The 19,394-nt window shown below is 56.8% G+C and carries 18 protein-coding genes and 1 tRNA gene; 5 read left to right on the forward strand and 14 right to left on the reverse strand.

The genetic code is table 11. The features are described 5' to 3' along the window. Window positions 1-3: 3 nt before the first annotated feature. Window positions 4-77 (reverse strand) — tRNA-Gly (locus BMF08_RS01455). Between the two features lie 80 nt (window positions 78-157). Next, window positions 158-922, reverse strand: a complete 765-nt coding sequence (gene actS, locus BMF08_RS01460; RefSeq protein WP_199775941.1) for an amidase activator ActS — start codon at window positions 920-922, stop codon at window positions 158-160. 160 nt (window positions 923-1,082) lie between these two features. Here actS and idi point away from each other — a divergent pair, with 160 nt between their 5' ends. Continuing rightward, window positions 1,083-1,631 carry an isopentenyl-diphosphate Delta-isomerase gene (gene idi, locus BMF08_RS01465; RefSeq protein ID WP_083580961.1) on the forward strand — a complete coding sequence of 183 codons (549 nt, stop codon included), beginning with the start codon at window positions 1,083-1,085 and terminating at the stop codon, window positions 1,629-1,631. Between the two features lie 46 nt (window positions 1,632-1,677). Here the strand turns inward: idi and lysS are convergent, their stop codons facing one another. The 5 genes from lysS to xerD form a co-directional block, all read right to left on the reverse strand. After that, window positions 1,678-3,195 carry a lysine--tRNA ligase gene (gene lysS, locus BMF08_RS01470; protein WP_072569845.1) on the reverse strand — a complete coding sequence of 506 codons (1,518 nt, stop codon included), beginning with the start codon at window positions 3,193-3,195 and terminating at the stop codon, window positions 1,678-1,680. Between the two features lie 9 nt (window positions 3,196-3,204). Beyond that, a protein-coding gene (prfB, locus tag BMF08_RS01475; protein ID WP_099458802.1) for a peptide chain release factor 2 occupies window positions 3,205-4,303 on the reverse strand; the annotation gives its coding sequence in 2 pieces (ribosomal slippage) (window positions 3,205-4,227 and window positions 4,229-4,303; 1,098 coding nt in all). 91 nt (window positions 4,304-4,394) lie between these two features. Continuing rightward, on the reverse strand, window positions 4,395-6,128 hold the full coding sequence (gene recJ / locus BMF08_RS01480; RefSeq protein ID WP_072569844.1) for a single-stranded-DNA-specific exonuclease RecJ: 1,734 nt from the start codon (window positions 6,126-6,128) through the stop codon (window positions 4,395-4,397). A gap of 5 nt (window positions 6,129-6,133) precedes the next feature. Further along, on the reverse strand, window positions 6,134-6,844 hold the full coding sequence (gene dsbC / locus BMF08_RS01485; protein WP_072569843.1) for a bifunctional protein-disulfide isomerase/oxidoreductase DsbC: 711 nt from the start codon (window positions 6,842-6,844) through the stop codon (window positions 6,134-6,136). 23 nt (window positions 6,845-6,867) lie between these two features. Further along, window positions 6,868-7,764: a site-specific tyrosine recombinase XerD gene (gene xerD / locus BMF08_RS01490; protein ID WP_072569842.1), complete on the reverse strand. Its 897-nt coding sequence runs from the start codon at window positions 7,762-7,764 to the stop codon at window positions 6,868-6,870. 99 nt (window positions 7,765-7,863) lie between these two features. Between xerD and fldB the strand changes: the two genes are divergently transcribed. Continuing rightward, complete coding sequence (gene fldB / locus BMF08_RS01495) at window positions 7,864-8,385, forward strand: flavodoxin FldB (protein WP_072569841.1); 522 nt, start codon at window positions 7,864-7,866, stop codon at window positions 8,383-8,385. Between the two features lie 3 nt (window positions 8,386-8,388). On the opposite strand, the gene BMF08_RS01500 is transcribed toward fldB, so the two are convergent. Together BMF08_RS01500 and sdhE are read right to left on the reverse strand one after the other, a co-directional pair. Continuing rightward, the gene (locus tag BMF08_RS01500; RefSeq protein WP_072569840.1) at window positions 8,389-8,805 is read right to left on the reverse strand and encodes a protein YgfX; all 417 of its coding nucleotides are present in this window, start codon (window positions 8,803-8,805) and stop codon (window positions 8,389-8,391) included. Continuing rightward, window positions 8,786-9,052 carry an FAD assembly factor SdhE gene (sdhE, locus tag BMF08_RS01505; protein WP_072569839.1) on the reverse strand — a complete coding sequence of 89 codons (267 nt, stop codon included), beginning with the start codon at window positions 9,050-9,052 and terminating at the stop codon, window positions 8,786-8,788. The genes BMF08_RS01500 and sdhE overlap by 20 nt, the downstream gene beginning before the upstream one ends. A 243-nt stretch (window positions 9,053-9,295) precedes the next feature. Between sdhE and ygfZ the strand changes: the two genes are divergently transcribed. Then, complete coding sequence (gene ygfZ, locus BMF08_RS01510) at window positions 9,296-10,279, forward strand: tRNA-modifying protein YgfZ (protein ID WP_072569838.1); 984 nt, start codon at window positions 9,296-9,298, stop codon at window positions 10,277-10,279. Window positions 10,280-10,341: 62 nt separating this feature from the next. Here ygfZ and trhA read toward each other — a convergent pair whose 3' ends face one another. Next, complete coding sequence (gene trhA, locus BMF08_RS01515) at window positions 10,342-11,001, reverse strand: PAQR family membrane homeostasis protein TrhA (RefSeq protein ID WP_072569837.1); 660 nt, start codon at window positions 10,999-11,001, stop codon at window positions 10,342-10,344. Between the two features lie 294 nt (window positions 11,002-11,295). Here trhA and BMF08_RS01520 point away from each other — a divergent pair, with 294 nt between their 5' ends. Together BMF08_RS01520 and BMF08_RS01525 are read left to right on the forward strand one after the other, a co-directional pair. Further along, window positions 11,296-12,024, forward strand: a complete 729-nt coding sequence (locus BMF08_RS01520) for a MurR/RpiR family transcriptional regulator (RefSeq protein WP_072570137.1) — start codon at window positions 11,296-11,298, stop codon at window positions 12,022-12,024. A gap of 144 nt (window positions 12,025-12,168) precedes the next feature. Further along, the gene (locus BMF08_RS01525; RefSeq protein WP_072569836.1) at window positions 12,169-13,602 is read left to right on the forward strand and encodes a 6-phospho-beta-glucosidase; all 1,434 of its coding nucleotides are present in this window, start codon (window positions 12,169-12,171) and stop codon (window positions 13,600-13,602) included. A gap of 103 nt (window positions 13,603-13,705) precedes the next feature. Here the strand turns inward: BMF08_RS01525 and BMF08_RS01530 are convergent, their stop codons facing one another. From BMF08_RS01530 to gcvT, 4 genes are all read right to left on the reverse strand, one after another. Further along, window positions 13,706-14,449 carry an SDR family oxidoreductase gene (locus BMF08_RS01530; protein ID WP_072569835.1) on the reverse strand — a complete coding sequence of 248 codons (744 nt, stop codon included), beginning with the start codon at window positions 14,447-14,449 and terminating at the stop codon, window positions 13,706-13,708. Window positions 14,450-14,518: 69 nt separating this feature from the next. Further along, on the reverse strand, window positions 14,519-17,389 hold the full coding sequence (gene gcvP / locus BMF08_RS01535) for an aminomethyl-transferring glycine dehydrogenase (protein ID WP_072569834.1): 2,871 nt from the start codon (window positions 17,387-17,389) through the stop codon (window positions 14,519-14,521). 79 nt (window positions 17,390-17,468) lie between these two features. Then, window positions 17,469-17,858, reverse strand: coding sequence for a glycine cleavage system protein GcvH (gcvH, locus tag BMF08_RS01540; RefSeq protein WP_072569833.1), 390 nt, complete (start codon window positions 17,856-17,858; stop codon window positions 17,469-17,471). A gap of 25 nt (window positions 17,859-17,883) precedes the next feature. Further along, window positions 17,884-18,978, reverse strand: coding sequence for a glycine cleavage system aminomethyltransferase GcvT (gene gcvT, locus BMF08_RS01545; protein ID WP_072569832.1), 1,095 nt, complete (start codon window positions 18,976-18,978; stop codon window positions 17,884-17,886). Between the last annotated feature and the right edge of the window lie 416 nt (window positions 18,979-19,394).

The raw sequence follows: 19,394 nt of genomic DNA on the forward strand, positions 1-19,394 counted from the left end.
ATCTGGAGCGGGCGAAGGGAATCGAACCCTCGTATAGAGCTTGGGAAGCTCTCGTTCTACCATTGAACTACGCCCGCTTTGAGGTGCGTAGGGCATTATAAACCTTACGCACCGTCTGGCAAGCCGCATGGCGGCTAACCGGCGATATATTAATCGCTTAGCATTTAGGCGGACTGCCCTGCGGCGGCAGATAACGCGCCGGATCGATTGCCGTGGCGCGATAACGCAGCTGGAAGTGCAATCGCACCGAGTCGGCGTCGGTGCTGCCCATAGTGGCAATCTTCTGACCGATCTTCACGCTCTGGCCGTTATTCACCAGCAGCGAATCATTATGGGCATAGGCCGTAATATAGTCTTCGCTGTGCTTGATCATAATCAGATTGCCGTAACCGCGCAGCTGGTTGCCGACGTACACCACTTTACCGGCACCGGCGGCGTACACCGGCTGTCCGCGCGTACCGGCAATATCCAGCCCCTTGTTACCGCCATCGGCGGAGGAGTACGGCAGGATAATTTTACCGTTCGTCGGCCAGCGCCAGCAGCGTTGACCCACCGGCGGCCAGGAGGCTAAGGGCACGGAAGCTGACGGTCTGGCGGACGCGGTTTTGCCGCCCTTACCCGAGCCGCCGGATTTGCCGCCGCTGTTAACCCGCAGACGCTGGCCGATTTCAATAGTGTAAGGCGGGGAAATCCCGTTCAGGCGCGCCAGCTCTTTGACGCTGGTGCCGGTCATGCGCGAAATTTTAGATAAGGTGTCGCCACGCTTAACGGTGTAAGTCTCGCCGTCGGCGGCGTTTTTCGATGAGCATGCCGCCAGCAACAGGCTGAACGCCAGGCAGATAAGAAGTCGACACGGATTTTTCATCAGGCGTCCTGCAATCAAAACACTTCCCCGGAACAAATGAGCATGACTGCATATCATAGCAGCCACAGCCGCGATGCAAAATGCATTAGCGTCTATTACCCAGTTCACTGAATAAATGTCGCTGGTCATGCCAGATTAAGCGCGCCAGAGCAAAACGTTTTATTGACCCTCACGTATAATAGAGCCGTTATTCTGGCTGGATTGAGAGTGGATAAAGATTATGTTGCAGGAACATGTGATTTTACTGGATGAGCAGGGCATGGCGGCCGGGACGCAGGAAAAATATGCCGCCCACCATGCCGATACGCCCCTGCATCTCGCCTTCTCCAGTTGGCTGTTCAATGCACGCGGCGAGTGCCTGCTTACCCGCCGCTCCCTGCACAAAAAAGCCTGGCCGGGCGTATGGACCAACTCCGTATGCGGGCATCCGCAAAGCGGGGAAGATTTTACCGCCGCGGTGATCCGTCGCTGTCAGTTTGAAGTCGGCGCGACCGTCGCCGCCATTGCGCCGGTGTATCCGGAATTCCGCTACTGCGAAACCGATCCTTCAGGCATTGTCGAAAATGAAATTTGCCCGGTGTTTGCCGCGCGCGTTACCACGCCGCTGGCGGTGAATGCCGATGAAGTGATGGATCATCAGTGGGTAACACTGGAAGCGCTGTTCTGCGCCGTGGATGCCACACCCTGGGCGTTCAGCCCGTGGATGGTGCAGCAGGTCGCCCGGCCCGAGGTGCGGGAACGGCTGCGCGTTTTCGCCGCCGCATAAAAAAAGCCCCGGCATCGCTGCCAGGGCTTGTTCGCGTTGCGCGTGATTATTTAACCGGACGCATAGCCGGGAAGAGGATCACGTCGCGGATGGTATGACGGTTGGTGAACAGCATCACCATACGGTCGATACCAATGCCCAGACCCGCAGTCGGCGGCAGACCGTGCTCCAGCGCGGTGACGTAGTCTTCGTCGAAGAACATGGCTTCGTCGTCGCCCGCCGCTTTCGCGTCAACCTGATCCTGGAAGCGTTTAGCCTGATCCTGCGCATCGTTCAGCTCGCTAAAGCCGTTACCGATTTCACGTCCGCCGATGAAGAACTCAAAGCGGTCGGTGATCTCCGGGTTTTCATCGTTACGACGCGCCAGCGGAGACACTTCTGCCGGGTATTCAGTAATGAAGGTCGGCTGGATCAGATGCGCTTCGGCGGTCTCTTCGAAGATCTCGGTCACGATGCGGCCCAGACCCCAGCTCTTCTCAACTTTGATGCCCAGGCTTTCGGCGATGGCTTTCGCGCTGTCGAAGTTATCCAGATCTGCCAGATCCGTTTCCGGACGGTATTTCTTGATCGCTTCGCGCATGGTCAGTTTTTCGAACGGTTTACCGAAGTCAAAGACCTGGTCGTCGTACGGCACTTTGGTGCTGCCCAGAATATCCTGCGCCAGGGTGCGGAACAGGGACTCGGTCAGCTCGATCAGATCTTTGTAATCCGCATACGCCATATAGAGTTCCATCATGGTGAACTCTGGATTGTGACGTACGGAGATGCCTTCGTTACGGAAGTTACGGTTGATTTCAAACACGCGATCGAAGCCGCCGACCACCAGACGCTTGAGGTACAGTTCCGGCGCGATACGCAGGTACATGTCCAGATCCAGCGCATTGTGATGGGTCACAAACGGACGCGCAGACGCGCCGCCAGGGATGACCTGCATCATCGGGGTTTCCACTTCCATAAAGTCGCGGCTTACCATGAACTGGCGAATACCGGCCATGATCTGCGAGCGAATTTTAAAGGTGTTGCGGGATTCTTCGTTAGCGATGAGATCCAGGTAGCGCTGACGATAGCGCGCTTCCTGGTCCTGCAGGCCGTGGAATTTGTCCGGCAGCGGGCGCAGGGCTTTGGTCAGCAGACGCAGCTCGGTGCAGTGAATGGACAGCTCGCCGGTTTTTGTCCTGAACAGCTTGCCGCGCGCGCCGAGGATGTCACCGAGATCCCACTTTTTGAACTGCTCGTTATAGACGCCTTCAGCCAGATCGTCACGGGAGACGTACAGCTGGATGCGACCGCCAACGTCCTGCAGGGTGACGAACGAGGCTTTACCCATTACGCGGCGGGTCATCATACGGCCAGCCACGGCGACTTCGATACCGAGCGATTCCAGCTCTTCGTTATCTTTGTCGTCGTAGGCGGCATGCAGCTGGTCAGAGGTATGATCGCGACGGAAATCGTTCGGGAACGCAACACCCTGCTCACGCAGTTGTGCCAGCTTTTCGCGGCGAGCTTTCAGTTCATTGTTCAGATCAACTACGGTTTCAGCGCCCTGTGCTTGTTGTTCAGACATGTTGGTTCCTCATAGCCCTGCTTTCAAACTTGCTTCAATAAATTGGTCCAGACTGCCATCCAGCACCGCCTGCGTGTTACGGGTTTCAACACCGGTACGCAGGTCTTTGATGCGGGAGTCGTCCAGCACATAAGAACGGATCTGGCTGCCCCAGCCGATGTCGGACTTGTTGTCTTCCATCGCCTGTTTCTCAGCGTTTTTCTTCTGCATTTCCAGTTCATAAAGCTTCGCTTTCATCTGCTTCATGGCCTGGTCTTTGTTCTTATGCTGAGAGCGGTCGTTCTGGCACTGCGTGACGGTATTGGTCGGGATGTGCGTAATACGCACCGCCGATTCCGTACGGTTAACGTGCTGACCGCCCGCACCGGAGGCACGGTAAACGTCGATACGCAGGTCCGCCGGGTTGATTTCAATATCAATATCGTCATCCACTTCCGGGTAAACGAACGCGGAGCTGAACGACGTATGGCGACGGCCGCCGGAGTCGAACGGGCTCTTACGCACCAGGCGGTGAACGCCGGTTTCGGTACGCAGCCAGCCGTAAGCGTAATCGCCGGAAATCTTGATGGTCACGGATTTAAGACCCGCCACTTCACCTTCGGATTCTTCGATAATTTCGGTTTTGAAGCCGCGGGCTTCGGCCCAGCGCAGATACATACGGGTCAGCATGCTCGCCCAGTCCTGGGCTTCTGTGCCGCCGGAACCGGCCTGGATATCCAGGTAGCAGTCGGCGCTGTCGTATTCACCGGAGAACATACGGCGGAATTCAAGCTGCGCCAGCTTCTCTTCCAGCCCGTCCAGCTCAGCCACGGCTTCGTTAAAGGTTTCTTCGTCGTCGGCTTCCACGGCCAGCTCAAGCAGGCCAGCGACGTCTTCCAGACCCTGGCGCATTTGATCCAGGGTTTCAACGATGGCTTCGAGGGAGGAACGCTCTTTACCCAGCGCCTGTGCGCGTTCAGGTTCGTTCCAGACGTCCGACTGTTCCAGCTCGGCGTTTACTTCTTCCAGACGCTCTTTCTTGGCATCGTAGTCAAAGATACCCCCTAAGAACGTCCGAGCGCTCCGTGAGGTCCTGAATGCGGTTTTTTACCGGATTGATTTCAAACATGGTCTGTTTTCTTTTATTGGACTTGTCAAAATGCGGTTATAAGGGCGGAATTCTACCGGAATTACGCCCTGTTTTATAGCGAATACTGGCGCTAAATTGGCCAGATGTCGTCGATAATCAGCTGAACGCTGCGATTGCCGCGAAACTCATTTACATCCAGTTTATAGGCGAGGCTCACTTCCCGCACGCCGTTATCCGGCCAGATGCTGGTGTCGACGTTAAAGGCGATGCCGTCCAGCAGCGGGCCGCCGCCGACCGGCTCCACCATCACTTTCAGATGGCGTTCGCCAACGATGCGCTGCTGCAGCAGGCGAAAACGTCCATCGAACAGCGGTTCCGGGAACATCTGTCCCCAGGGCCCGGCATCACGCAGCATTTCGGCGACGCCAAGCGTCATCTCCTGCGCGTCCAGCGGGCCGTCGGAAACGATTTCCCCCTGTAACAGCGCCGGATCCAGCCATTCGGTCACCAGCGCGCCAAAGCGCTGCTGGAACTCGTCGAAGCGCGCCACTTCCAGCGACAGCCCGGCCGCCATCGCGTGGCCGCCGAATTTGAGCATCATGCCCGGATAGAGCGTATCAAGCCGCTCCAGCGCATCGCGCATATGCAGCCCCTGGATAGAGCGACCCGAACCTTTCAGCAGGCCCTCACCCGCAGGGGCAAAGGCGATCACCGGGCGGTTAAAGCGCTCTTTCAGGCGGGAGGCGAGAATCCCCACCACGCCCTGATGCCATTCGGGGTGATACATTGCCAGCCCGCCGGGAAGGGCTTCGCTGCTGCGCTCCAGCTTTTCGCACAGCGCCAGCGCTTCCGCCTGCATCCCCTGTTCAATCTCTTTGCGCGTCTGGTTTAACGCATCCAGTTCGCTGGCCAGCACGCGGGCTTCGCCAACGTTATCGCACAGCAGCAATGCCACGCCGACCGACATGTCATCCAGTCGTCCGGCGGCGTTCAGGCGCGGACCGAGAGCAAAGCCCAGATCGCTGGCTGCAAGTTTTTGCGCGTCACGATTCGCGACTTCCAGCAGGGCTTTGATGCCAGGACGGCACCTGCCCGCGCGGATCCGGCTTAAGCCCTGCCAGGTAAGAATACGGTTGTTGGTATCCAGGGGCACCACGTCGGCTACCGTACCCAGCGCCACCAGATCCAGCAGCTCGGCCAGATTGGGGATCGCTATCCCCTGCGCCTCAAACCAGCCCTGATCGCGCAGATGGGTGCGCAGCGCCAGCATCAGGTAAAAGGCCACTCCGACGCCCGCCAGCGATTTCGACGGGAAGGCGCAGTCGCGCAGATTCGGGTTAACGATGGCTTCTGCATCTGGCAGCGTCTCGCCGGGCAGATGGTGATCGGTCACCAGCACTGGAATACCCAGTTCATGGGCGCGCTCCACGCCCGCATGGGACGAGATGCCGTTATCCACGGTGAGGATCAGCTGCGCGCCACGGGCATGGGCCTGGTCGACCACTTCCGGGCTTAAACCATAACCGTCATCAAAGCGGTTCGGCACCAGATAGGCGACGTTCGGACAGCCCATCGACCGCATCGCCAGTACGCTCAGCGCGGTGCTGGTAGCGCCATCGGCATCAAAATCGCCGACCACCATAATGCGCAGCCCCTGCTTAAACGCCTGATACAGATGCTCCGCTGCCTTCTCCACGCCGCTCAGTTGCTGCCAGGGCAGCATCCCTTTTACGCCGCGCTCCAGCTCCGCAGGCGATACCACGCCACGGCTGGCATACAGACGGCGTAACAGGGGCGGCAGGTTATCCGGCAGATTTGCCGCTGGATCCGGCTCGCGGCGGCGAAGTTGTCTCTGAAGTTTCACGAAAATTATTTACCGCCGGTCTGTTTTTTATGCTCGTCCAGGAAGGTTTTCATCTCCTGAGGGGCCTGATAGCCCGGCACGACATAGCCATTGCTCAGCACAATCGCCGGCGTGCCGCTCACGCCAAACTGCACGCCAAGGGCATACTGGTCGGCAATGTCGACATCACAGCTTGCGGCCTTCACACCTTTGCCCGCCATCGCATCGTCAAAGGCTTTGTTGCGATCTTTGGCGCACCAGATGGCCTTCATATTGTCTGCCGCTTCGCTCTGCATACCCTGACGCGGGAACGCCAGATAACGCACGGTAATGCCCAGCGCGTTGTAATCCGCCATCTGCTCGTGCAGCTTATGGCAGTAGCCGCAGGTGATGTCGGTGAATACGGTAATGACGTGTTTTTCGTTCGCCGCTTTATACACGATCATCTCTTTTTCCAGCGCGTTGAGATGCGTCATCAGCATGCTGTTGGTGGTGTTGATCGGCTGCGGACCGCTCACGTCATACAGCGGCCCCTGGATCATATGTTTGCCGTCTTCAGTGACGTACAGCACGCCGCTGTTAGTCAGCACGGTTTTCATACCGCTGATGGGTGATGGCTGAATTTCCGTGCTCTGCACGCCCAGCTTCGCCAGCGTCTGCTTAATGGCCGCATCGTCGGCCTGAACTGCGGTACTGAACGCCGCCAGCAGGGTGAACATCATCAAACTTTTTTTCATTTCACATCCTTAATAAATCAGCATCACGCGCGTGGGTGGTGCTGTTGATGGAGTTGCCGCAAACGTTCTGTCGCCACATGCGTATAAATTTGCGTGGTGGAGAGATCGCTGTGCCCAAGCAGCATCTGTACGACGCGCAAATCAGCGCCATGGTTTAACAGATGCGTGGCGAAGGCATGTCGCAACACGTGCGGCGAAAGCTTTTCACTGTCTATGCCCGCCTGGATGGCATAATGCTTAATACGATGCCAGAACGTCTGCCGGGTCATTTGTTGGGCGCGACTACTGGGAAACAGCACATCCACTGACGCGCCGTTTAAAAGCCAGGGCCGCCCGTGCTCCAGGTAGTTTTCCAGCCAGTAGACCGCTTCTTCCCCCAGCGGCACCAGCCGTTCTTTGTTACCTTTACCGATCACCCGCACTACGCCCTGACGCAAACTGATGTCGCTCATTGTCAGCCCGACCAGTTCCGACACGCGCAGGCCGGTAGCATACAACACTTCCAGCATGGCTTTGTCACGTAACTCCAGCGGCTGATCGGTAAGCGGCGCCTGCAACAGGCGCTCGACCTGCGCCTCGCTCAGATCTTTTGGCAGGCGCTGCGGCAGTTTTGGCGATGCCAGAACGGCGCTGGGATCGTCAGTACGTACCTTTTCGCGATAAAGATACTGGAAAAAACGCCGCATCGCGCTCAGTAAACGGGCGGAGCTGGTCGCTTTGTAGCCGCCGGTGACGCGCTCGGCCAGCAGCGCCTGTAAATCGTCATGCTGCACGCTGAGCACATCGCTGTTTCTGTGGTGCAGCCACTCGACAAGCATACGCAGATCGCGACGATAGGCGCTCAATGTGTTCTCAGCCACATTGCGTTCCAGCCACAGGGCATCGAGAAATTGTTCTATGCGTGCGAGATCCTGTTCCATCATTGCCCCTTATTTCAACGTCAGGGCATTATGCCTGATTGCGTATTGATTCTGGTACACTGTGCGCAAAGCCACATCAGGAATTGAGACGTTTACGCTATGAACATTGGTCTTTTTTATGGTTCCAGTACCTGCTATACCGAAATGGCAGCAGAGAAAATCCGCGACATTATCGGCCCGGAACTGGTGACGCTGCATAACCTTAAAGACGACGCGCCCACACTGATGGAGCAGTACGATGTGCTGATCCTCGGCATCCCGACATGGGATTTCGGCGAGCTGCAGGAAGACTGGGAAGCCATCTGGGATCAGCTGGATTCCCTTAACCTGGATGGCAAAATGATTGCCCTCTACGGCATGGGCGATCAGCTCGGTTACGGCGAATGGTTCCTTGACGCCCTCGGCATGCTGCACGACAAACTGTCCGCCAAAGCGGTGAAGTTTATCGGCTACTGGCCCACCGAAGGCTATGAGTTCACCAGCCCCAAACCCGTCATTGCGGACGGGCAGCTGTTTGTCGGCCTGGCGCTGGATGAAACCAATCAGTACGATTTAAGCGAAGAACGCCTGCAAACCTGGTGCGAGCAAATTCTTGGCGAAATGGCGGAAAACTTCGCCTGAGCCTCAGTGCTTTTCCTGCGCCGGTTGCTGGAGCATCATCCGGCGCAGCTCCCGCCACTCCTGCGCGTCCATACTGTCCGCCGCCAGCCACAAATGCTGCCGTTTGCCGTCCGTACTGCGCCGTAAGCGCAGCATCATGCCGCTGTTTAACAACCAGGGCGCGCCTGTAATATCCCATTCATTGCCCTGCCAGCGCAGGCGCGAATCCATCAGGAGTTTAATTTCACCATGGCTGGCGTTAATTCGGCGCTGGCTGCGCACGCAGTCAAACACCACCAGCGAAAGCAGTAATAACCACAACGGCGTATAACTTAACGGCCAGGGGATAAGCAACACCAGCGCCGCCACCAGACCGTGCAGTAATAAAGAGAGCCATTGCGAGCGCCATGAGACGCGTAAATCAGATTGCCACAGGACCACGTTCCCGATTCCGTGTCTGAATTAACTGGACCATCCGCTGCAATTCCGTATCTGCAGGTTCGCCGTGATTCATCAGCCAGTTGAATAAATCCGGATCGTCGCTCTCAAGCAGGCGGATAAACAGCCGCTTGTCGTCATCGCTTAGCGTATCGTACTCGTGTTCGAAGAAAGGCATGATGGAAATGTCGAGTTCACGCATACCTCTGCGGCACGCCCAGTGAATGCGGGCTTTGTTGGTAATATCCATGTTCTTTTCCTGCATAGCGACGTTAAAGATGGCTTCTAGTGTAACGCTTTTTCCGGCCAATCCTCACCGGAATGTTCGGCTTCAGAAGCAAGCTTCCAGAATAAACCTTTAAAAATGTAAGGATTACCATTTTTTGCGCGCAAACTCGCAAGCTGTGCGGTCCACGCGATTACCGCTTGCAATGAACCACGGCTCTTTTAACATTAAGCATTCATACAGCGTTAAGCTTACCAGGACATCATTATGGCTTTTACTCCGTTTCCTCCGCGTCTGCCCTGCGCCTCTGCGCGTTTGCCGCTGACGCTAATGACGCTCGATGACTGGGCGCTGGCCACGATCACCGGTGCCGACAGCGAAAAATATTTGCAGGGCCAGGTCACTAACGACGTGGCGCAACTCACTGAACATCAGCATCTGCTGGTTGCCCATTGCGATGCCAAAGGCAAAATGTGGAGCAACCTGCGCCTGTTCCGTCGTAACGATGGCTTTGCGTGGGTTGAACGTCGCAGCGTCCGCGAGGCGCAGCTGACCGAGCTGAAAAAATATGCCGTCTTCTCGAAGGTCACCATTGCCGCCGATGACGAACACGTGCTGCTTGGCGTGGCCGGATTCCAGGCCCGCGCGGCGCTGGCGAACCTGTTCTCCACCCTGCCCGATCAGCAAACGCAGGTGGTGCAGGATGGCGACACGCAAATTCTGTGGTTTGAGCAACCGGCGGAGCGCTTCCTGCTGGTAACCGATGTCGCCACCGCGGAGCGCATCACCGAAACCCTGCGCGGCGAAGCGCAGCTTAATAACAGTCAGCAGTGGCTGGCGCTGAACATTGAGGCCGGTCTGCCGGTGATCGATGCCGCCAACAGTGCGCAGTTCCTGCCGCAGGCTACCAATATTCAGGCGCTGGGCGGCATCAGCTTTAAAAAAGGCTGCTATACCGGCCAGGAGATGGTAGCGCGGGCGAAATTCCGCGGCGCGAATAAGCGCGCAATGTGGTATCTGGCGGGCAAAGCCAGCCGGGTACCGGAAGCCGGTGAAGATCTGGAAATGAAACTGGGTGAAAACTGGCGCAGAACCGGCACGGTGCTCGCCGCCGCTCAGCTGGAAGACGGGCGTTTGCTGGTGCAGGTAGTGATGAATAACGATATGGAGCCGGACAGCGTGTTCCGTGTGCGCGATGACAGCTTTACGCTGGCCATCGAGCCGCTGCCCTACTCGTTAGAAGAAGCCTGATCCAGGCTGGTTGGCCCGGCGGCGCGTTGCTTGCCGGGCATACATTGCCTTTCCGGCAGTAATTACACTGTGCCGATATACAAATAAATTGCCAGAAAGTGGCAGACGCTGCCGCCCAGTACAAAGCCGTGCCAGATAGCGTGGTTATACGGAATGCGCTGGCAGGCGTAAAAGATCACCCCCAGCGTATACACCAGGCCGCCCACGGCCAGCAGCGTTACGCTGCCAACGGCCAGCTTCATCACCATTTCATAAATCACCACCAGCGACAGCCAGCCCATCGCCAGATAGGTAATTAGCGACAGCACCTCAAAGCGGTGCGCAATGGTCAGCTTAAACAGGATCCCCAGCAGCGCCAGGCTCCAGATAACAATCATCAGCCCCCGCGCCAGCGGTGAATCCAGCCCGACCAGTAAAAATGGGGTATAGGTGCCGGCGATTAATAAATAGATGGCGCAGTGGTCAAATTTCTTTAACCAGACTTTAGCCCGCGGATGCGGAATGGCGTGGTACAGCGTGGAGGCCAGATACAGCACAATCATACTGCTGCCGTAAACGCTGAAGCTGGTGATGGCGGTGGCGCTGGCGTTGTTATCAACTGCCTGTACCAGCAGCAGTACCAGGCCGACGATCCCAAACACCAGCCCGATGCCGTGACTGATGCTGTTGGCTACTTCCTCAGCCACTGAATATCCCTTCGTGATAAGCGGTTTTTCAACCATTGGCGTACTCCAGGAAACAAAGGTTACTCATCGCCATTCTGACGCACGATGATGACAAACGCGCGACACTGACGATGACCTCACCAGAGTAACTGAGAATGATTCCAGTGCACACCTGTTCGCTAAAATATATTTCCAGCCGCTTCGCTTCCAGGCATTGCGGGCATTGTTAAGTTTACAGTTGTTCATTTTTCCCGGTGACTGCACCCGGCGTTATGCGATTCCTGTTTTGTCCGTTTTGTGGCAGCATAGAGCCGTTCAGTTGCCCGGAAAGGATCCTGCAAGCCCGTGACCCTGTTTACTCACTCCGCTGTCGCCAGCCTCAATAATCTTGAGATGATGGTTTATCACTACGTCATCAAGAATCGCGACAAGGTGATGTACATGACCATTCGCGAGCTGGCCGACGCTGCTGGCGTCTCCACCACCACCGTACTGCGCTTCTGCCGCAAGCTGAATTGCGAAGGCTATTCGGAATTTCGCGTGCGCTATAAATTATATTTAGAGCAGAACGAACCGCCGCAGGCTAATTTTGGCGCCGGGGAAATTATCAGCTTTTTTAAAAGCGTGAATAACGATGAATTTGATACGCTTCTGGATCAGGCGGTTGATATTATTTTCGCTTCCGAGCGTATTATTTTTGTCGGCGCAGGCACTTCTGGGTCGCTTGCTAAATATGGCGCACGATTCTTTTCCAATATCGGAAAATTCAGCAACCATATTGACGATCCTTATTTTCCGGTGACTAACGACATGGCGAAAAACGCGCTGGCTATCGTGCTGTCGGTGTCCGGTGAAACTGAAGAGATCCTGCGCTTCGCCAGCCAGTTCAGCCTGCATAACTGTAAAGTGATGACCATCACCAGCCATGAGCATTCGCGGCTGGCGAAACTGGCGGATTTCAATATCTCCTGGCATGCGCCGCAAATGCGTATCGCCGGGGTTTATGATGTCACCACGCAAATCCCGGTAATTTATATTCTCGAATCCTTAGGCCGTAAACTGGCGAAGAAATTAGCATAAAAAAACAGGCTGTTTTTTCCATGTAACAAGTCACCGTAGCGGTGATTTGTTATATCGTGACATTTCTCCGCCCTTTGTTAGACTCATTTTCAGAGTGAAACTGCCCGGTAACCTTTATTTACTGCACACAAGAGAAAATGATCGATGAAAAAGCTGACATTACCGAAAGACTTTTTATGGGGCGGCGCGGTTGCGGCGCATCAGGTTGAAGGCGGCTGGAACAAAGGCGGCAAAGGCCCGAGCATTTGTGACGTGCTGACCGGCGGCGCGCACGGCGTACCGCGCGAGATCACCAGCGAAGTGGTGCCGGGCAAATACTACCCGAACCACGAAGCGGTGGAGTTTTACAGCCACTATAAAGAAGACATCAAGCTGTTTGCCGAGATGGGCTTCAAATGCTTCCGCACCTCCATCGCCTGGACACGCATCTTCCCGAAAGGCGATGAGGCCGAGCCGAACGAAGAAGGCCTGCAGTTTTACGACGACATGTTTGATGAGCTGCTCAAATACAACATTGAGCCGGTGATCACCCTCTCCCACTTTGAAATGCCATTGCATCTGGTGCAGGAATACGGCGGCTGGACCAACCGTAAAGTGGTGGATTTCTTTGTGCGTTTCTCGGAAGTGGTATTCGAGCGCTATAAGAACAAAGTTAAATACTGGATGACCTTTAACGAGATCAACAACCAGCGTAACTGGCGCGCGCCGCTGTTCGGCTACTGCTGCTCCGGCGTGGTCTATACCGAGCATGATAATCCGGAAGAGACCATGTACCAGGTGCTGCATCACCAGTTCGTAGCCAGCGCCATGGCGGTGAAGATTGGTCATCGCATTAATCCGGAGATGAAAATCGGCTGTATGCTGGCGATGGTGCCGCTGTACCCGTTCTCCTGTAAGCCGGAAGATGTAATGTATGCCCAGGAATCCATGCGTGAGCGTTATGTCTTTACCGACGTGCAGCTGCGCGGCTACTACCCATCCTATGTCCTGAACGAGTGGGAACGCCGGGAATTCAACATCAAAATGGAAGCGGGCGATGAGCAGATCCTGCGTGAAGGCACCTGCGATTATCTGGGCTTCAGCTACTACATGACCAACGCCGTGAAAGAAGAAGGCGGCAGCGGCGATGCGATCTCCGGTTTCCAGGGCAGCGTGCCGAACCCGCACGTGAAGGCCTCCGACTGGGGCTGGCAGATTGACCCGGTTGGCCTGCGCTATGCGCTGTGCGAACTCTATGAGCGTTACCAGAAACCGCTGTTCATCGTGGAAAACGGCTTTGGCGCTTACGACAAAGTGGAAGAAGACGGCAGCATCAACGACGATTACCGCATCGACTATCTGCGGGCGCACGTGGAAGAGATGGTCAAAGCGGTGACTTATGACGGTGTGGATCTGATGGGCTATACCCCGTGGGGCTGCATCGACTGTGTGTCCTTCACTACCGGGCAGTACAGCAAGCGCTATGGCTTTATTTATGTGAATAAGCACGACGACGGCACCGGCGACATGTCCCGTTCCCGTAAGAAGAGCTTTAACTGGTACAAAGAAGTGATCGCCAGCAACGGCGAGAATCTCTGAGGTTGACAGTTGCCGGGTGGCGCTTGCGCTTACCCGGCCTACAAGGCTTCATTTTGCCGGGTGGCGCTGACGCTTACCCGGCCTACACGCGTTCAGGGCCTGTTTATTTCCCGCCCGCCAGCTCAAGAAAACTTCCCGTCACATAGGACGCCTTTTCACTCAATAGCCAGACTATCGCCTGCGCCACTTCTTCGGGCTGGCCGCCGCGCTGCATTGGTAATACCGTCTTCACCCGATCCACGCGCCCCGGCTCGCCGCCGTCGGCATGCATCTCCGTGTAGATAAAACCCGGCCGTACACAGTTCACGCGGATCCCCTGCGCCGCCACTTCCAGCGCCAGGCCGGTCGTCAGCGTATCTACTGCCCCTTTCGAGGCGGCATAATCCACATACTCACCCGCAGCGCCCAGGCGTGATGCGGCGGAAGAGACGTTGACAATAGCACCGCCTGCCCCGCCGTGCTTATGGGACATACGTTTTACCGCCTCGCGACAGCAAAGAAAATAGCCGGTGACGTTGGTCGCAAGGACGCGGTTGATGCGTTCGGCACTCAGGTTTTCGATAGTGCTCTGTTCAAACAAAATGCCCGCGTTATTCACCAGCGCGGTCAGAGGCGCGCCTTCCCGATCGATACTCTCAAACATCGCCAGCACCTGCGCTTCATCGCTGATGTCCGCCCGCAGCGCAAAGGCGTTGCCGCCTGCTGCGACGATCTCGTTAACCACGTCGGTGGCGGCCTGAATATTGTGGTGATAGTTCACCGCCACGGTATAACCCTCGCGCGCCAGTTGCAGCGCCGTTGCTTTGCCGATCCCGCGGCTGCCGCCGGTAACCAGTGCTATTGCCATTACGTTTTCCTCATAAAAAAAGCCGGGTGGCGCTGACGCTTACCCGGCCTACAGAACAGAACGGATCAATTACTCATAGTCGCTCATCGGCACGCAGGAGCAGAACAGATTGCGGTCGCCGTACACGTCGTCAAGACGCTTCACGGTCGGCCAGTATTTGTTGTTCAGCCCTGCCGGGAAGACCGCCTGCTCGCGGCTGTAACCGTGCTGCCACTCCGCCACCAGCTCGCGCTGGGTGTGCGGCGCGTTGACCAGCGGGTTATCTTCCAGCGTCCACTCACCGGCCTGCACGCGGTCGATTTCCCCACGGATCGCCAGCATCGCATCAATAAAGCGGTCCAGTTCGACTTTGCTTTCGGATTCTGTCGGCTCAACCATCAGCGTGCCCGCCACCGGGAAGGACATAGTCGGCGCATGGAAACCGTAGTCGATCAGGCGCTTGGCGATGTCCAGCTCGCTGATACCGGTCTCTTCTTTCAGCGGACGAATATCCAGAATACATTCGTGCGCCACACGACCGTCGCGACCGGTGTACAACACAGGATAGGCGTCTTTCAGACGGCTGGCGATGTAGTTGGCATTGAGGATCGCCACCTGGCTTGCCTTTTTCAGCCCTTCCGCGCCCATCATGCGGATATACATCCAGCTGATCGGCAGAATAGAGGCGCTGCCGAACGGGGCCGCGGATACCGCGCCCTGACGGGTCAGCATCCCTTCGATTTGCACCACGCTGTGTCCCGGTACAAAAGGTGCCAGATGCGCTTTCACGCCGATCGGCCCCATGCCAGGACCGCCGCCGCCGTGCGGAATGCAGAAGGTTTTATGCAGGTTAAGGTGCGACACATCCGCGCCGATAAAGCCCGGCGAGGTAATGCCCACCTGGGCGTTCATGTTCGCGCCATCCAGATACACCTGGCCGCCGAACTGGTGCACGATCTCGCAGACTTCGCGGATGGTCTCTTCATACACGCCGTGGGTGGACGGGTAGGTCACCATAATGCAGGAGAGATTGTCGCCCGCCTGCTCTGCTTTGGCGCGCAAATCGTTCAGATCGATGTTGCCGTTTTTATCACAGGCCACAACCACGACCTGCATCCCCGCCATCTGTGCCGACGCCGGGTTAGTACCGTGCGCGGAGCTCGGGATCAGGCAAATATCGCGATGCCCTTCGTTACGGCTTTCGTGATAGTGACGGATCGCCAGCAGACCGGCATATTCGCCCTGCGCGCCGGAGTTCGGCTGCATACACAAGGCATCGTAACCGGTGAGTTTGACCAGCCAGTCGGAGAGCTGGTTGATCATCTGGTGATAGCCTTCCGCCTGCTCCGGCGGGCAGAACGGGTGCAGTTCCGAGAATTCCGGCCAGGTGATGGGGATCATTTCGGCCGCGGCGTTCAGCTTCATGGTGCAGGAGCCGAGCGGGATCATCGCCTGGTTAAGGGCCAGATCTTTGCGCTCCAGACTGTGCATGTAGCGCATCATTTCGGTTTCGCTGTGATAGCGGTTAAACACCGGATGCGCGAGGATCGCGTCTTCGCGCAGCATAGCCGGCTGAATGGAACGGCTGTCGTGAGCGACGTTTTTATCCAGCGCGTCAATGTCGTGCTGCTCAACGCCGGTGAGCACGGCAAGCAACAGCTGCACGTCTTCGCGGGTGGTGGTTTCATCCAGCGTAATGCCGACCGCGTTAATGATGTCGCTGCGCAGGTTGATTTCACGGGCTTCAGCACGCGCCAGCACTTCGGCTTTATCCGCCACTTCCACGCACAGGGTGTCGAAGTAGTGGGCGTGGCGCAGTTTCAGGCCGTGCTGTTGCAGGCCCGCCGCCAGAATATCCGCCAGGCGGTGAATACGACTGGCAATACGCTTCAGGCCGACCGGACCGTGATACACGGCGTACAGGCTGGCAATGTTCGCCAGCAACACCTGCGAGGTACAGATGTTGGAGTTCGCTTTCTCGCGGCGGATATGCTGCTCGCGGGTCTGCATCGCCATGCGCAGCGCGGTGTTACCGGCGGCATCTTTGGACACGCCGATAATACGGCCTGGCATGGAACGTTTGAATTCATCTTTCGCAGCGAAGAAGGCCGCGTGCGGGCCGCCGTAGCCCATAGGCACGCCGAAACGCTGAGCAGAGCCGAAGACGATGTCCGCGCCCTGTTTGCCCGGCGCGGTTAACAGCACCAGCGCCATAAAGTCGGCGGCTACGCTGACAATCACTTTGCGCGCTTTCAGTTCGGCGATCAGCGCGCTGTAGTCATGCACTTCGCCGGTGGTGCCCACCTGCTGTAACAGCACGCCGAACACATCCTGATGATCGAGCACTTTGTCAGCATCATCGACGATCACGTCAAAACCAAAGGTTTCAGCACGGGTACGTACCACGTCCAGCGTCTGCGGGTGTACGTCTGCCGCCACGAAGAAACGGTTGGCGTTTTTCAGTTTGCTGACGCGCTTTGCCATTGCCATGGCTTCCGCGCCTGCGGTGGCTTCATCGAGCAGCGAGGCGGAGGCAATGTCCAGTCCGGTCAGATCCAGGGTCACCTGCTGGAAGTTAAGCAGCGCTTCCAGACGGCCCTGGGAAACTTCCGGCTGATACGGGGTATAAGCGGTATACCAGCCCGGATTTTCCAGCATGTTGCGCAGGATCACCGGCGGCAGCTGCACGGCGGTGTAACCCATGCCGATATAAGACTTAAAGCGTTTATTGCGGGCGGCGATGGCTTTTAACTCTGCCAGCGCGGCAAATTCGGTTGCGGCGTCACCCACCTGCGGCGGGGTATCCAGCTGAATATCTTTCGGCACAATCTGGCCGATCAGCGCGTTAAGGGACTCTGCGCCCACGGCGTTCAGCATTTCCTGCTGCTGCGTGGCATCCGGTCCGATGTGGCGTTCAATGAATGCGCCGCTATTTTCAAGCTGGCTTAGCGTCTGTGTCATGGGCGAGGGTTCCTGAAACGGTCTGGCTGATTTGCCCGGTGGCGCTGGCGCTCACCGGGCCTGCAAAGTAATGAAATATTTACTCGTCTTCTAACAGCGCTTCATACGCGCTGGCGTCCAGCAGAGCGGCAACTTCGCTTTCATCGCTGGCTTTGATTTTGAAGATCCAGCCGCCGCTGTACGGCTCGCTGTTGACCAGCTCCGGCGTGTCGCTCAGCGCGTCGTTGACGGCCAGGATCTCGCCGCTGACCGGCGCATAAATATCGGAAGCGGCTTTTACGGATTCGGCAACGGCACAGTCGTCGCCCGCGCTGACGGTCGCGCCCACTTCAGGCAGATCGACAAACACCATATCACCCAGCAGCTCCTGCGCGTGCTCGGTAATGCCAACGGTGTAGCTGCCGTCCGCTTCTTTGCGCAGCCATTCATGTTCTTTACTGTATTTCAGTTCAGCCGGTACATTGCTCATAAAGGTTTCTCCACAATAAAATGCGTTACGCGACAGGTTTACCCATGCGCACAAAAACAGGTTTGGTAACGGTAACCGGCATTTCGCGGTTACGGATCTGTACGATGGCGGTTTCGCCAATGCCTGCCGGTACGCGGGCCAGCGCAATGCTGTAGCCCAGCGTCGGTGAGAAGGTACCGCTGGTGATAACGCCTTCCTGCTGATTGCCGTCGTGGTCAGTGAAACGCACCGGCAGTTCGTTACGCAGCACGCCTTTTTCGGTCATCACCAGGCCGACCAGCTGTTCGGTGCCATTTTCACGCTGCGCTTCCAGCGCGTCGCGGCCAATAAAGTCGCGGTCAGCGGGTTCCCAGGCGATGGTCCAGCCCATATTGGCGGCCAGCGGAGAGACGCCTTCATCCATTTCCTGACCGTAAAGATTCATGCCCGCTTCCAGACGCAGCGTATCGCGCGCGCCCAGGCCGCAGGGTTTCACGCCCGCTTCCACCAGCGCATGCCAGAATTCGGCGGCCTTTTCATTCGGCATGGCGATTTCATAGCCCGCTTCGCCGGTGTAGCCAGTGGTGGCAATAAAGAGTCCGCCTGTTTCCACGCCAAAGAATGGCTTCATGCCGCTGACGGCTTCACGTTGTTCATCGCTGAACAGCGTGGCGGCTTTGGCTTTGGCGTTCGGGCCCTGCACGGCGATCAGCGATAGATCGTCGCGCACGCTGATGTCGATGGCGTAAGGCGCGGCGTGTTCGGTGATCCAGGCGAGATCTTTTTCGCGGGTGGCGGAGTTGACCACCAGGCGGAAGAAGTCTTCGCTGAAGAAGTAGACGATCAGGTCGTCAATCACGCCGCCGGAGGCGTTAAGCATGCCGCTGTAGAGCGCCTTGCCGGGGGTGGTGAGTCTGGCTACGTCGTTGGCCAGCAGGTAACGCAGGAAGTCGCGGGTACGGGTGCCTTTCAGATCGACGATGGTCATGTGGGACACATCGAACATGCCTGCATCGCGGCGTACCGCGTGATGCTCGTCAAGCTGGGAGCCGTAATGCAGCGGCATCATCCAGCCGTGGAAATCCACCATGCGCGCGCCACATAGCGTGTGTTGTTCAAACAAAGGAGTCTGCTGAGCCATCTTTTCCTCATTGAATAAGCGGGGCTGTTAAGGATTTCCCGGGTCATAAAAACCGCCACGACCCCCGGCGTCAGCCTCCTTTCAGGTTGCCGACGCAAACGTTACCTTTCGCCTGAACTTATCACTGAAAAGCGCCCTAAACCATAAGTAAAAATGCGCCATCACATTAGCTTATGACCTGAAAACCCGCAGAGCCGCACAGCGTAAAAAACTTAATAACGAGTAATTAACATTCTCTTTATAGGGAGAATTGAACTTCCCGACCCTGTAAAGTGACATTTTTCACCAAAAATCATGAGAATTTCCCGACGCTGAAAATTCATGACATGAGAAAAAGTAATCTGAAAAAGCGGGTGAAATTAGATTATTTCAAATGAGGTGACGCTGCCCTTCCCGGAACCGGGAAGGGAAAGTGT

It is taken from the genome of Enterobacter sp. SA187 (assembly GCF_001888805.2).
Classification (GTDB): Bacteria; Pseudomonadota; Gammaproteobacteria; order Enterobacterales; family Enterobacteriaceae; genus Enterobacter_D.